Origin of the sequence: Flexivirga endophytica (assembly GCF_014640635.1) — a bacterium.
GTDB lineage: Bacteria > Actinomycetota > Actinomycetes > Actinomycetales > Dermatophilaceae > Flexivirga > Flexivirga endophytica.
The window spans coordinates 712,741-727,185 of the sequence record NZ_BMHI01000002.1 but is presented as its reverse complement, the minus strand read 5'-3'; the positions used below and the strand labels follow the sequence as shown (position 1 = coordinate 727,185).

Here is a 14,445-nt window from a genome sequence, read left to right as displayed (position 1 = left end):
ACCGGCCGCCTCAGCCGCGCAGTTCGACCTTGCGGATCTTCCCCGTCGCGGTCTTCGGGAGCGCATCCACGAGCTCGATCGTCTTGGGCACCTTGAAGCCGGCGAGGTGTTCGCGGCAGTGGGCGCGCAGCTCATCGCGCGTGGCCGTCGTGTCCGCACCGAGCACCACGTATGCCGTCACGGCCTCACCCCACCGTTCGTCAGGGCGGCCCACCACCGCGCACTCGGCAACAGCCTCGTGCGCCAACAGGATTCGCTCGACCTCGACCGAAGAGACGTTCTCCCCGCCCGTCTTCACCATGTCCTTGCTGCGGTCGGTGAACCACACGACCCCGTCCTCGTCGAGGTAGCCGATGTCGCCACCGTGGAACCAGCCGCCGGCCAGCGACTCGGCGTTGGCTTCCGGGTTGTGCCAGTAGCCGTCCATGAGTTGCGGTGTGCGGTAGACGATCTCGCCCTCCTGACCACGCTCCAACAGTCTCGCGTCGGGTCCCATCACCTGCACCTCGGTGGTGGCGACGGCGGGACCCCAGGAGTCGTCCTTCGTGCCCTGATGGCCGACCCACTGCATCTGTGACGCCGGGGTCGTCTCGGTCTGCCCCGAGCCGAGGATGAACGCAGCCTGAGGGAACCTGGCCCGCAGCGCGGCCAGCAGGTCCGCGGGCATCGGCGCCATCGCGTAACAGCCGGACACCAGGCGGCCGGTGTCCGCCTGACCCAGCGCCGGCTGCTGCAGCAGCGCTCCCCACATGGCCGGCAGCATCGTCAGGTGCGTCACCGGGTGGTCGACGAAGTTCTGGGCGACCGCGGCCGGGTCGAAACCGCGGTGCAGGAGCACCGTCATACCTGTCACCAACGAGGACAACAGGATCGCGTCGAGCGCCGTGACGTGGAACATCGGCAGCACGAGCGGCATGACCGACTCATCGACGTCCGCGCGCAGCCCGAAGGCGAGCGCGGAGGACAGTGCTCCGAGTTGCACTGCGACGTGACTGGTCAGCACACCCTTGGGCGCCGAGGTCGTCCCCGACGTATAGAGGCAGTGCAGCACGTCGCGGTCCTCGACGATCACCTCGAGCCGTGAATCATCTACTGCGATCAGGCTCTCCCACGGCGCGGCGGGGACGTCGCCGACGGTCGCGGGGGCGGCGCCGACGACGCGAACGTCCCGGACGCCGGTGCCGCGCACCGCGGCCTCCGCCAGTGCCAGCAGCGGCTGCTCGGTCACCAGGACGGAGGCCCCGCTGTCGTCGAGCTGAAAGGTGAGCTCGGCCGGCATCAGGGCGACGTTGAGCGGCACGACGATGGCACCGAGCTTCGCGCAACCGAAGAAGGTGACGACGAACTCCCAGCGGTTCTGCAGAGCGAGGGCGACCCGGTCGCCGCGCTGCACCCCGAGGTCACGCAATCCACGGCCCACCGCGTTGGCCAGCGACTCCAGCTCGCGGTAGCTGATGCGGGTCGGTCCGTCGATCAGCGCCATCCGATCCCCGTAGACGACCGCATTGCGCGACGACTGATCGCCGACGCAGACCCGATGGGTGAGGTTGGCCGTGAGTTCATCGACCCCGGACAGATCGGCACGCATGGGCTCGGTCATCGTCTCGCCTTCCGATCGACGTGCGGTGCGACCCATCGTGCCGCGTGGCGTCACCGAAAACAAGATACAAACAGCCTTGACTGTTTGTATGTCGATCGGAGATGCTGACGCTCGTGACCACCGCTCCACAACGGACTCCGCAACGGACTCCGCAACCCGAACGCACCCGGGCGATGCGCACGCGGCTGATGCAGGCGACCATCGACTGCCTGATCGAGCGCGGCTGGGCCGGCACGACGACGACGCTGGTGTCCGAGGTCGCCGGAGTCTCTCGCGGCGCGCAGCTGCACCACTTCCACACCAAGCACGAGCTGGTCGTGGCATCGCTGGAGCACCTCAGCGAGCAGATGACGGCCGAGCTGCAACGCCGCCACGACCAGGCGACGCGCGGCAAACAGCGCAGCACCCGCAGCGTGCTGACCATGCTGGCCGACTACTACACCTCGGACCTGTTCGTCGCGTCCCTCGAGCTGTGGGTGGCAGCGCGCACCGATGAGCCGCTGCGCGAGATCGTCCGACCGATGGAACGCCGCTGGGGTCGCGAGGAGCACGAGCTGGCGGTCGCGATGCTCGCTGCCGACGACTCGGACCGCCCGACACGCGCGCTGGTGCAGGCCACTTTGGACATGCTGCGCGGTTTCGGCCTGGCCAACACCCTCAGCGACGACACCCGCAGGCGTAACGCCATCCTCGCCGAGTGGTCCACCATCTTCGACGCCACGGCACGGCGCACCACCACGATCGGACGGTCCCGATGAACCTGGAAACGCTGCTGACCGACCTGGCGGCGGAGTCAGCGAGCCTCCGGTCGATGGTCGGCACGGCCGGCCCCGACGCACTGCTTCTGTCGACCCCCGCGACCGGATGGACGGTCGCACACCAGCTCGCCCATCTCACCTGGACCGACGAGATGTCCACCAGCGCCATCGCTTCCGTGGTCCCGTCCGTCGAAGGTCCGTATGACTGGGACCAGGTCCTGACCGACGCAGTGGCAGCCCCCTCGAGTTTCGTCGACGACGGCGCGGCCGCGCTGGCGGCTGCCGAGCCGACCGAGCTGATCACCCGGTGGGACAGCGGTCGCGCAGCGCTCCTGGCAGCCTTGCGAGCGACCCCTTCGGACGTGCGCATCCCGTGGTATGGACCTTCGATGAAGGCCACCTCGATGGTCACCGCCCGCATCATGGAGACGTGGGCGCACGGTCTGGACGTCGCCGCCGCCCTGGGGGTCGAACCCACGCGCACCGACCGGATCAGGCACGTGTGTCACATCGGGGTCGCCACCCGCAGTTTCGTGTATGCCGGCCGCGGTCTGCCGACACCCGACGAGCCGGTCCGGGTCACGTTGACCGCGCCCAGTGGTGCGACGTGGAGCTGGGGCGAAGAGGGCGCCATACACGAAATCAGCGGTGCCGCCTGGGAATTCGCCCAAGTCGCGGTGCGCCGGCTGCACCCTGACGACACGTCGCTGGTGGCCACACCAGGTCCGGCCCGGGAGTGGCTGAACATCATCCAGGCGTTCGCCGGGCCACCCGGCGCCGACCCGAAGCCCCGGCGCTCATGAGCGCGGTACGCATCGCAAACGCGTCCGGCTTCTACGGTGACCGGCTGGCGGCGATGCGCGAGCAACTCGTCGGCGGCGACGTCGACTACGTCACCGGCGACTACCTTGCCGAGCTCACCATGCTGATCCTCGGGCGTGACCAGCTGAAGGACCCGTCGCTCGGCTACGCCAAGACGTTCCTGCGGCAGCTGCAGGACTGTCTCGGCCTCGCCGTCGAACGCGGCGTCCGGATCGTCAGCAACGCCGGGGGGCTGAACCCCGCCGGCCTGGCCGCTCGGATCGAGCAACTCGCACAGGACGTCGGCCTCCAGGTGTCCGTCGCCTACGTCGACGGCGACGACCTACGTTCTGTTGCAACAGAGTTCGGCTTCGGGAACGCACTCACTGCGAACGCCTATCTCGGTGCGTTCGGGATCGCCGAGGCGCTACGCCGCGAGGCCGACATCGTCGTCACCGGCCGTGTGACCGACGCATCGCTCACGGTGGGTCCGGCGATCGCAGCGCACGGCTGGGGCCGTGACGACCTCGACGAATTGGCTGGCGCGCTCGTCGCCGGCCATGTCATCGAGTGCGGGGCGCAGGCGACCGGTGGCAACTTCAGCGGCTTCGACGAGCTGGTCCCCGGCGTCCGTGCCGGGTTCCCGATCGCCGAGGTCGCCGCTGACGGCAGCAGCGTCATCACCAAGCACCCGGGCACCGGGGGTGCGGTCACCGTCGACACCGTCACCGCGCAGCTCGTCTACGAGATCGGCTCACCGGCATACCTCAACCCGGACGTGGTCGCCCGCCTCGACACGGCCCGGATCAGCCCGGTCGACGAAGACCGGGTGCGGATCGATGGCGTCCGTGGCGGCGCCCCGCCGCCCACCACGAAGGTGTGTCTCAATCACCTTGGTGGCTATCGCAACTCGGCCGACTTCGTGCTGACCGGCCTCGATATCGAGCGCAAGGCCGAGCTGCTGCGCAAGCAGCTGACGGCCGCGCTGTCCTCGGACCCACCGCAGGCCGTCACCTGGCGACTGGACCAGGTGGCGTCCCAGGACCCCCAGACGCAATGGGCGGCCACGTCGCTGCTGCGCTGCCACGTACGCGATGAACGCGAGGCACCGGTCGGCCGGGCGTTCAGCAGCGCGGCGGTCGAGCTCGCGCTGGCGTCATACCCGGGCTTCACCACGACCGCACCTCCGTCCCGTGCGACGCCGTTCGGGATCTACCGGGCGGCGTATGCCGAGCAGAGCCGGGTGCCGCACCGCGTGCACATCGACGGCGACACGGTCGACATTCCGGCGCCCCCCCGGACAGCGCCGGCCGGACCTCCTGCTCCGGCAATGACTCCTGCGACCATCGACGGCCCGACGCGGAGGGCCCCGCTCGGTTCGGTCGCCTACGCACGTAGCGGCGACAAGGGCGGCGACGCGAACGTCGGCGTGTGGATCCCGGCCGAGCACCCAGCGCGGGATCGCGCCTTCGCCTGGGTAGTAGGACTGCTGACTCCCGCCCGGCTGCGTGAATTGCTGCCCGAGACAGCGGATCTCGACATCGAGGTATGGCCGCTGCCGAACCTGTACGCCGTCAATGTCGTCACCCACGGGTTGCTCGGCGACGGCGTCGCGGCGTCCACCCGGTTCGATCCGCAGGCGAAGGCACTGGGCGAGTGGCTACGCGCGCGAGTGGTCGACATACCCGAGGAACTCCTCGCACCCCACGAAGTTCTCCGCTCCTCCGTCGCTCCGATACTTCGCGAGGACCCCGCATGACCGACCGGTGGAACACCCCCGAACGCAAGGACCTGCGCTGCGCGGTCATCGAGTTCACCCGCCGCGAGCTGGCGCCCCAGCTTTCGGAGTGGGAGGACGCGGGCTCGGTGCCGCGCGGGATGCACCGGCGGATGGCGGACGCGGGCTACCTCGGGATCGGCTTCGACCCCGCTGTCGGTGGTGCCGGCGGCGACCTCGTCGACAGCTCGATCGTGACCGAATCCGTCATCGCCGCAGGCGGATCCAGCGGTCTCGTCGCAACTCTGTTCACGCACGGCATAGCGTTGCCACACATCATCGCCGCGGGCGAACCGGCGCTGATCGACCGCTACGTCCGGCCGACACTCGCCGGCGAACTCATCGGCTCGCTGGCGGTCACCGAGCCGGCAGGTGGCTCCGACGTCGCCGCTGTGACGACCCGGGCGATCAGGGACGACGGCCACTACCTGCTGACCGGCTCGAAGATGTTCATCACCAGCGCCACCCGTGCCGACTTCATCACCACCCTGGTGCGCACCGGCGGCGACGGCCACGACGGGCTGAGCCTGCTGGTCGTCGACCGCGACTCCCCCGGCTTCGAGGTGTCCCGTCCGTTGCGGAAGATGGGCTGGCAGTGCTCCGACACCGCTGAGCTGTCGTTCGACAGGACGCCGGTCCCGGTCGGCAATCTGGTTGGCGCCGAGGGTGACGGATTCGTCGCTGTGATGCAGCAATTCGTGCACGAGCGACTCAACCTCGCCGTGCACGGCTACGCCGTCGCCGACCGCGCGCTGACACTCGCCGCGGACTACGCCCGAGATCGCTCCACCTTCGGGCGACCGCTCATCGACCGGCAACTCATCCGACACAAGCTGGTCACCATGCACCGGCGGGTCGCCGAGACGCGCGCCTTCACCCGATCGGTGATCGAACGCGTGGCGGACGGCGACGAGGCCATCGCCGACGCATGCCTCGCGAAGAACTCCGCCGTCGCGGCGTGCTCCTACGTCGTGGACGAAGCCGTGCAGATCTTCGGTGGCGCCGGCTACTTGCGCGAGTCGGAGGTTGAGCGGCACTACCGCGACGCGCGCATCCTCGGCATCGGCGGCGGGACCACGGAGATCCTCGACGACCTCGCCGCACGGCTGCTCGGCTACACGACAGGAGGCATCAAGTGACAACACTCAGAACCGCACTCGACGCGAGTTCCCCGCCATACCAGGACAATCGCGCAGCGATGCTGGCACGAGTCGACGACCTGGCCGACGAGCAGGCCAAGGCCTTGGCCGGCGGCGGGGAGAAGTATGTCGAGCGCCACCACAGACGTGGCAAGCTCCTCGCCCGCGAACGCATCGAATTACTCATCGACCAGGACAGCGCCTTCCTCGAGCTCTCGACACTCGCCGGCTGGGGCACCGACTTCCCGGTCGGCGCCAACCTGGTCACCGGGATCGGCGTGATCGAGGGCACCGAGTGCATGATCGTCGCGAACGATCCGACCAGCCGTGGTGGCGCCTCGAATCCGTCCTCGTTGAAGAAGAGCGCACGCGCCGCACAGATCGCGGCGGAGAACCACCTCCCGACGGTCAATCTGGTCGAGTCCGGCGGCGCGGACCTGCCGACCCAGAAGGAGATCTTCATCCCCGGCGGTGGCGGCTTCCGGAACCTCACCCGGGCGAGCGCCGGCCGGCGGCCGACGATCTCGCTGGTCTTCGGCAACTCGACCGCCGGCGGCGCCTACATCCCCGGCATGAGCGACTACACCGTCATGGTCCGCGGCGGTGCCAAGGTCTTCCTCGCCGGCCCCCCACTGGTGAAGATGGCCACCGGCGAGGAGTCAGACGACGAGACCCTCGGCGGCGCCGAGATGCACGCGCGCACCTCGGGATTGGCTGACTACCTCGCCGAGGATGAGCACGACGCCATCCGCCTCGGGCGCTCGATCGTGCGACGACTCGGCCACCGGAAGCAGGGACTCACTCCCCCGTCCACCTACGCCGACCCGTTGTATGACGCCGAGGAGCTCCTCGGCCTGGTGCCCACCGACCCGAAGGCGCCGTTCGACCCGAGGGAAGTGATCGGCCGGATCGTGGACGGCTCGGACTTCGACGAGTTCAAACCGCTCTACGGGTCGAGTCTGGTCACCGGGTGGGCCCAGTTGCACGGAAACCCGATCGGCATTCTGGCCAACGCACAGGGCGTCCTCTTCAGCGAGGAAGCACAGAAGGCCGCGCAGTTCATCCAGCTCGCCAACCAGATCGACACTCCACTGCTCTTCCTGCACAACACGACCGGCTACATGGTCGGCGCGGAGTACGAGCAGCGCGGCATCATCAAACACGGGGCGCAGATGATCAACGCGGTGTCAAACTCGACGGTGCCGCACCTCAGCGTGGTCATCGGATCGTCATACGGTGCAGGCAATTACGGCATGAGCGGGCGCGCATACGATCCACGCTTCATGTTCAGCTGGGTCAACGCCCGCTCCGCTGTCATGGGCGCCGCGCAGCTGGCCGGCGTGATCTCGATCGTCTCGCGAGCGTCCGCCGAGAAGAAGGGCGTGCCCTTCGACGAAGCGGCCGACGAGCAGATGCGGGAGCTGGTGGAAGCCCAGATCGACGCCGAGTCAACGGCATACGCGATCTCCGGGATGCTGTATGACGACGGCGTGATCGACCCACGGGACACCCGCACGGTGCTCGGCATCTGCCTGTCGGTGATCAACAATCTCCCGATCCGCGGAGCAGAGGGTTACGGAGTGTTTCGACTGTGACCGCCTCCACGACCATCAGGCGCCTGCTCGTCGCCAACCGCGGCGAGATCGCCCGGCGCATCTTCCGGACGTGTCGGACGCTCGGCATCGAAACCGTTGCGGTCCATTCGGATCCGGACACCGACGGGTTGCACGTGCGCGACGCCGACTTCGCCGTGCGGCTACCCGGAGCGGCAGCGTCGGAGACCTACCTGCAGGTCGACGCCATCGTCGCGGCCGCCACACAGAGCGGGTGCGATGCGGTCCACCCGGGCTACGGGTTCCTGTCCGAGAACGCCGACTTCGCGGCGGCTGTGATCGCAGCCGGCCTCACCTGGGTCGGCCCACGCCCGGAGACGATCGCCGCGATGGGATCGAAGATGGAAGCCAAGGCGATCATGCGATCCGCCGGAGTGCCGACACTCGACGTGGATCCCAACTCGGCCGACGCGGACGCCTTTCCGTTGCTGGTCAAGGCATCCGCCGGTGGCGGCGGGCGCGGGATGCGGGTCGTCCGATCGGCCGACCGACTCGAGACGGAGCTCGCCGCCGCGCGCGCCGAAGCGCACTCGACGTTCGGGGACGAGACCGTCTTCGTCGAGCCCTACCTACCCACCGCCCGACACGTGGAGGTTCAGGTCGTCGCGGACCAGCACGGCACCTGCTGGATCGTCGGCGACCGGGACTGCTCGATCCAGCGACGGCACCAGAAGGTGGTCGAAGAAGCCCCCGCGCCCCACCTGACCGACGCCGTGCGCGATCGACTACACGACGCAGCACGGTCGGCGGTCCGGGCGGTCGACTACGTCGGCGCCGGCACCGTCGAGTTCCTGGTGCACGGCGACGATGTCTTCTTCCTCGAGATGAACACCAGATTGCAGGTCGAGCACCCTGTCACCGAGTGCGTGACCGGTGTCGACCTGGTCGCGGAGCAGTTGCTGGTCGCGGAGGGCCACCCTCTCGCGGAGCGTGACTTCACACCACACGGCCACTCCGTCGAGGTGCGCCTGTATGCCGAGGACCCCGCACGAGACTGGGCGCCACAGGACGGCGAGATCGCCGAATTCAGCTTTAAGGCAACGTATTTCGATCGCCCGACCAACTTCGGGGTCCGGGTGGACTCCGCCGTGGGAGCAGGCTCCACGGTCGGCATCCACTACGACCCGATGCTCGCCAAGATCATCGCCTGGGCTCCCGACCGGACCAGCGCATGCCGCATGCTGGCCGACGCCCTCCGCCGTTGCCGCATCCACGGGATCGCCACCAATGCGCGGCTGCTGCGGGCCATCCTGCGAGATCCCGACTTCCTGGCCGCCAGGATGCACACCTCGCTGCTCGACGAGCGGCTCGCGGGCTGGCTGCAGTCCGGCCGGCCCGACCTGACCGGGGCGGCCGGTGCCGCGGCACTGGCGGACGCAGCCGCCGCATCGTCCGAAGGCGTTGTGCAGCAAAGGATCCCGACTGCGTGGCGCAATGCGCCATCCGCGGATCGCACACGGCGATATCGCGCCGGATCCGAGGAGATCGAGGTCGGCTATCGGTCCGTCCGCGGCAGGCTGCAGCTGGCCGCCGGCGAGCTCGAGACGATCCGCGTCACGCCGGACGAGGTGCTCCTCCGGTCCGGCAATGTCACGTCGAGCTACCGGGTGTCACGCCGCGGCACAACGACTTTCGTGGACGGCCCGGACGGCGGCACCGACCTGGAGCAGGTGCCCCGCTTCACCGCACCGGAGTCGGATGTCGCCGGGTCCCTGCTCGCGCCGATGCCGGGCGTGGTGACGGCTGTCGACGTCGACACCGGCGCCGTAGTGAGCGCCGGCCAGCAACTCTTGGTCCTGGAGGCGATGAAGATGCAGCACACGATCACCGCACCCGCCGATGGCGTCGTCGGCTCGCTCTCCGTCGCCGTCGGCGACCAGGTCGCTGCAGGCACCGTGCTGGCAGTGATCGACGAATCATCCTCCGAACACTGAACATTGGAGTAGCACATGCCCGACAAGGAGATCGCCTTCACCGAGTCGCCGGAGCGGCAGGCACTACGCACGTCGGTCGCAGCGTTCGCGGAGAAGTACGGCGAGGACTACTGGCTGCAGTGTGCCCACGACGGGCGCAAGACCGATGAGCTGTGGGCCGACGCCGGCCGGCAGGGTTATCTGGGCGTCGCCATACCCGAGGAGTACGGCGGTGGCGGCGGCGGCATCGGCGACCTCGCCGCCGTTGCCGAGGAGCTACAGGCCGCCGGCTGTCCGCTGCTGCTGATGGTCGTCTCACCGGCCATCTGCGGGTCGATCATCGCGCAGTTCGGCACCACCGAGCAGAAGGATCGCTGGCTCCCGGGCTTCGCGGACGGCACGCGCAAGATGGGCTTCGCGATCACCGAGGCGGATGCCGGCTCCAACTCGCACAACATCAGGACCACCGCGGTCCGGGACGAGTCCTCCGGTGAGTGGATCCTCAAGGGTGGCAAGGTCTTCATCTCCGGTGTCGACGAGGTTTCCGATGTCCTGGTCGTCGCTCGCACGGCGCACAACAAGACCGGCAAGCTGCGGCCGGCATTGTTCGTCATACCGACCGATTCCCAAGGCTTCAGCTTCACCAAGATCGACATCGGGATCGTCGGCCCGGAGAAGCAGTTCGTCGTGCACCTCGATGACGTACGGCTCCCCGAGGACGCACTGGTCGGCGAAGCGGACGCCGGCATCGAGCAACTCTTCGCCGGACTGAATCCCGAGCGGATCATGGCTGCCTCGTCAGCCACCGGTATGGCGCGCTGCGCCATCGCCAAGGCGGTGGCCTACACCAAGCAACGCGAGGTCTGGGGCGCGCCGATCGCGACCCACCAGGCGGTGTCGCACCCACTCGCACAGTCGTATGTCGAGACCGAGCTCGCCCGGCTGATGACACAGCGTGCGGCCGCACTCTACGAGGCCGGGGAGCTCATGCTGGCCGGCGAGGCGGCGAACATGGCGAAGTACGCCGCGGGAGAGGCTGCCTGCAACGCCGTCGACCGTGCGGTCCAGGCGCACGGTGGCAACGGGCTCGCCGAGGAGTACGGCCTCGTGCACCTGATCGGCAATTCGCGGCTGACCCGCATCGCTCCGGTGAGCCGGGAGATGGCGCTCAATTTCGTCGCGCAATTCGGTCTCGGCCTACCGAAGTCCTACTGACACCGCCCAAGCACGGGCGCGCCATACACCCGTCCAAAACAAGTTGGTCGATCCTGCGGAAAAGCTGGGTGAGCCGCGTCACGTGCGGTTATTCTGACGATGCTTACCTGCCAGTAAGTTAGCGCGCCCGGGGTCAATGTTGTCCCGAGGCTCACCCACACGGAGGACACATGGCACGCATCAAGCGCCCCGGAACGTCCCGGCGCACCCTCGCCGGCCTCGGCACCGTCGGCATCGTTGCCGGCACCATCGCTTTCACCGCCGGAGTCGGCGCGTCCGACGCAAGCGCGGCGACCATCAGCCTGAAGTACGACTGCACCGCGAGCGCGTTCGGCGCTTCCCTGCCGCAGGGCGAATGGACGGCGGCCGTCACCGTCGACCTGCCGCAGTCAGCGAACGTCGGCGACAAGATCCCGGCTCCGGCCGTCACTGCGAAGGTCACGACGTCGACCACGGCCGGAGACACGATGCGTTCGCTGCAGGTGACCAAGATCAACGGCACCAGCGATGCTGCCTACACCTTCGGCAGCCAGCAGGCGACGTCCAAGCTGACCATCGGTGACACCCCGATCCCCACGAGCGGCGCGATCACCACCACCGCGTCCGGCTCCGGCGAAGCGGCCACCGCGCCGAGCACCCCGCAGGACGTCAAGGTCAACATCGGTGACTTCACCGGCACCCTGAACGCCTACACCGCAAGCAGCGGCGACTCACCGGCGCTAACCCTGGGCCTGACGTGCACGTTGGTCAAGGGCCAGAACACCCAGATCGGTGTCGTCCACGTCGTCGACCCGAACGCTCCGACCAGCGAGCCGACCAGCCCGACCTCGACCCCGACGGACACGGGTACGCCGACGTCGACTCCCACCGACACGGGCACCAGCACCGCGACATCCACCGGCACCGCGACCGGCACTGACACCGGCACGACCACCGGTCCGCCGATCATCACCGACGGCGGTTCGACCGATGGTGGCGTCAACGGTGGTGTCGTCGGCGGAGCAGCCGTCGCCGCCATGGGCGTCGGAGCGCTCGGCGTCGGCCTGCGTCGCCGCCTCAGCAGCCGTCACTGAGTCCAGCTCACGCACGACGAAAGGTGCCGTCTCCCCTCTGGGAGGCGGCACCTTTCGTATGGCGCAACGGGCCCGCGCCGGTCAGCGCTTCCGGACCGTCGCCAGCACCTGCGGGTCCGCGCGGAGATCGACACGGTGGACCAGCCCGTCCTCGATGACGAAGTCGAACGCGACCTTGTAGTCGCCGCGGTGCAGCCAGGCGAGCCCGGGACGTTCGCCGATGAAGACGGGAAACGCCGTCTTCACCCCGCCATTGAGCAACTGCGAGACCTGTGCGCGGCCGACCAATCGTGGTGTGCCCATCGCCACGGCAGCCGAATCGGCACCTGCCATGACGACGTCCGGTGCGAGCAGCCCGAGCAACGTGTCGAGGTCGCCGCCCTTGGCGGCGTGCAGAAAGGCGTCCACGACCGCGGTGTAATCGGGTCGTTCGGGCCGCGCCTCGTCGCGATCGTGGTCCGCGAGTTTGTTGCGTGCCCGGGACGCCAGCTTGCGCGCAGCCACCGGGGAGGTCCCGAGGATGGTGGCGACGGTCGGGAAGTCGACCGCGAAACTGTCGTGCAGCACGAACGCCACGCGTTCGGACGGGGACAGCCGGTCGAGTACGACGGTCAGTGCGCTGCCCACTGAGTCGGCGAGCACGACATCGTCCGCCGGGTCGGGGGACGTCTCGTCGAGATCGAGATCCTCCTCCGGCTCCGGGAGCTTGCTGCGCAGCCGATCCAGGCACAACCGCGTCGTCACCGTCGTCAACCAGCCCGGCAGGTTGTCGATCCGAGCATCGTTGCGCGCCAATCGGAGCCACGCGTTCTGTACGGCGTCCTCGGCCTCCGCATGATCGCCCAACAGGCGCTCGGCCATCCGAGCCAGCCGCGGACGCTCCGCCTCGAAGGCGGCGGTCTGGTCATCCATCCGGCAAGTTCATCACACCCGGTGGGCCCACCGGTCACACTTTTGGCGGGTCGCTCGTCATACGGGTGAGCGCAACAAGCGCAGCCACCACGAACCCGCAAGGAGCAACTCCATGGGCAACTTCCACATCGTCCTGCTGCCGACCAACGACCTCGCGGCCTCCCGCGAGCTGTACACCAAGCTGCTCGGCAGCCAGCCGACGGCGGACTCGGACTACTACGTCGGTTTCGAGGTGGACGGTCAGCACATCGGGCTGGTCCCCGGCGCCGCGACCGTCATGCCGCAGCTGCAGGTCGACGACATGGACTCGGCGACCCGACTGATCACCGAAGCCGGCGGCACTGTCGTCGACGCCCCGAAGGAGGTCGGTGGCGGCCGCCGGGTCGCCGTCGTCCGGGACGCGTCCGGTGCGCAATTCGGCCTCACCCACGACGCGGCCTGACCGCAACCTCACCGACCGGACAGGATATGCATCGACAGGACAGGCAATTCGCGGCCCGAACGCCCGAATTGCCTGTCCTGTCGGCGTGTCTCCTGTCCTCTCGGCATAAGGGGACAGGCCGAGCGCGCGAGCCGTTGCCCCGACCGTGTCGCGAGGAGTCGAGCAAGAAGACTCAGTGCAGGTCGCGGTGCCAGCTCTGCGTCTTGTATGACGTCGCCCAGCCCATCGAGGTGTAGAGCCCGTCCGCACCGGTCGGTGAGTCGGCATCCACTTCCAGCCCGACCCGATTGCAGCCGGTGTCCAACGCGTCCCTGATCACGGTGCGTAGCAGGGCCTTGGCGACTCCCCTGCCGCGCGACCGTCGGTGCACGCCGATGTAGTCGATGTAGCTGCCCGGTGCGCCGCTGCTGTCCGGGGGCAGCACGGTGCCCACCACGGCGCCGCCGGGCAGCCACCGGCCGTCGCTCTCGACCTCGGCCAACCACCAGTGGTTCCAACGGTGTCCGGGGTCCTCGCGCAACCGCTGCACGAACTCCGGGAAGCTCTCCCGGTAGGAGTTGAAGTGGTCCGCGAAGGACTCCTCCAGGACCAGGTGCACCGCCTGCAGGTCCGCGGCGACCGGCGTGCCGTCGTCGTGCAGCCCGATCCGACGCACCGCCACGCCCTCGCGCGGCACCGGCAGGTCGGCATCCGCTGCTGTCACCGGCCGGCTCATCTGCAGCCAGGTGCGTGCAAGTCCGAATCCGGCCTCGCTGAGCCAGCGCTGCTGGCGACGGTCCTCGGCATACGCACCCGAGTCGAGCTGCGTCACCTTCAGGCCACGCACCCGCATCATCGTGCGGGCCTCGGCGCTCGCCCAGTCGAAGAGGCTCGCGGCCAGGTCGTCGGGCGCCTCCGGCCGGACTGCGACCTCGACGACGGTGCGACCGGCTGCCCGGTCATGCACCACCGTCCACGCGACGGCCGCGCCGTCGGCGTCCCGCACCAACGTCTGCCGCCGCGTCCACGAGCCCACTCCGGCGACATTGGAGGCGACCATGTCGGGGTCGACCGAACTGCTGCCGTGTGCGGCGGCTTGGTGTGCCGCGAGCAACTCGATGATCTCGGGGACGTCCGGCACGTCGGGCACGCTCGCGACGAAGCCGCCGGGGACGTCGGGCATGGGCAGGATCGGTTCACTCACGGCATACAGTCAAGCGCAC

Annotated in this window: 12 protein-coding genes; 9 read left to right on the top strand and 3 right to left on the bottom strand. The window is 68.7% G+C overall.

All coding sequences use genetic code 11. The annotated features are described in order from the left end of the window. Positions 1-10: 10 nt before the first annotated feature. Complete coding sequence (locus IEX71_RS08430; RefSeq protein WP_229749575.1) at positions 11-1,600, bottom strand: class I adenylate-forming enzyme family protein; 1,590 nt, start codon at positions 1,598-1,600, stop codon at positions 11-13. 113 nt (positions 1,601-1,713) lie between these two features. On the opposite strand from IEX71_RS08430, the gene IEX71_RS08425 reads away from it, so the two are divergent. From IEX71_RS08425 to IEX71_RS08390, 8 genes are all read left to right on the top strand, one after another. Beyond that, positions 1,714-2,358, top strand: coding sequence for a TetR/AcrR family transcriptional regulator (locus IEX71_RS08425; RefSeq protein WP_229749574.1), 645 nt, complete (start codon positions 1,714-1,716; stop codon positions 2,356-2,358). Beyond that, positions 2,355-3,161 carry a TIGR03084 family metal-binding protein gene (locus IEX71_RS08420; RefSeq protein WP_188836498.1) on the top strand — a complete coding sequence of 269 codons (807 nt, stop codon included), beginning with the start codon at positions 2,355-2,357 and terminating at the stop codon, positions 3,159-3,161. Before IEX71_RS08425 ends, IEX71_RS08420 begins: the two co-directional genes overlap by 4 nt. Beyond that, positions 3,158-4,918 (top strand): acyclic terpene utilization AtuA family protein, encoded by a 1,761-nt coding sequence (locus IEX71_RS08415; RefSeq protein WP_188836497.1) that lies wholly within the window; start codon positions 3,158-3,160, stop codon positions 4,916-4,918. Before IEX71_RS08420 ends, IEX71_RS08415 begins: the two co-directional genes overlap by 4 nt. Next, positions 4,915-6,075 carry an acyl-CoA dehydrogenase family protein gene (locus IEX71_RS08410; protein ID WP_188836496.1) on the top strand — a complete coding sequence of 387 codons (1,161 nt, stop codon included), beginning with the start codon at positions 4,915-4,917 and terminating at the stop codon, positions 6,073-6,075. The genes IEX71_RS08415 and IEX71_RS08410 overlap by 4 nt, the downstream gene beginning before the upstream one ends. Then, the gene (locus tag IEX71_RS08405; protein ID WP_188836495.1) at positions 6,072-7,670 is read left to right on the top strand and encodes an acyl-CoA carboxylase subunit beta; all 1,599 of its coding nucleotides are present in this window, start codon (positions 6,072-6,074) and stop codon (positions 7,668-7,670) included. Before IEX71_RS08410 ends, IEX71_RS08405 begins: the two co-directional genes overlap by 4 nt. Next, positions 7,667-9,622, top strand: a complete 1,956-nt coding sequence (locus tag IEX71_RS08400) for an acetyl/propionyl/methylcrotonyl-CoA carboxylase subunit alpha (protein WP_229749573.1) — start codon at positions 7,667-7,669, stop codon at positions 9,620-9,622. Before IEX71_RS08405 ends, IEX71_RS08400 begins: the two co-directional genes overlap by 4 nt. A gap of 15 nt (positions 9,623-9,637) precedes the next feature. After that, positions 9,638-10,816, top strand: a complete 1,179-nt coding sequence (locus IEX71_RS08395; protein WP_188836494.1) for an acyl-CoA dehydrogenase family protein — start codon at positions 9,638-9,640, stop codon at positions 10,814-10,816. Positions 10,817-10,986: 170 nt separating this feature from the next. Continuing rightward, entirely contained in the window at positions 10,987-11,889 is a 903-nt protein-coding gene (locus tag IEX71_RS08390; protein WP_188836493.1) for a DUF6801 domain-containing protein, read from the top strand. An 81-nt stretch (positions 11,890-11,970) separates the two neighbouring features. Here the strand turns inward: IEX71_RS08390 and IEX71_RS08385 are convergent, their stop codons facing one another. Continuing rightward, a complete protein-coding gene (locus tag IEX71_RS08385; RefSeq protein ID WP_188836492.1) occupies positions 11,971-12,801 on the bottom strand; it encodes a sigma-70 family RNA polymerase sigma factor in 831 nt (276 codons plus the stop codon). A 112-nt stretch (positions 12,802-12,913) separates the two neighbouring features. Between IEX71_RS08385 and IEX71_RS08380 the strand changes: the two genes are divergently transcribed. Further along, the gene (locus IEX71_RS08380; protein ID WP_188836491.1) at positions 12,914-13,243 is read left to right on the top strand and encodes a VOC family protein; all 330 of its coding nucleotides are present in this window, start codon (positions 12,914-12,916) and stop codon (positions 13,241-13,243) included. A gap of 172 nt (positions 13,244-13,415) precedes the next feature. Here the strand turns inward: IEX71_RS08380 and IEX71_RS08375 are convergent, their stop codons facing one another. Next, positions 13,416-14,426: a GNAT family N-acetyltransferase gene (locus IEX71_RS08375; protein WP_229749572.1), complete on the bottom strand. Its 1,011-nt coding sequence runs from the start codon at positions 14,424-14,426 to the stop codon at positions 13,416-13,418. Positions 14,427-14,445 lie beyond the last annotated feature (19 nt).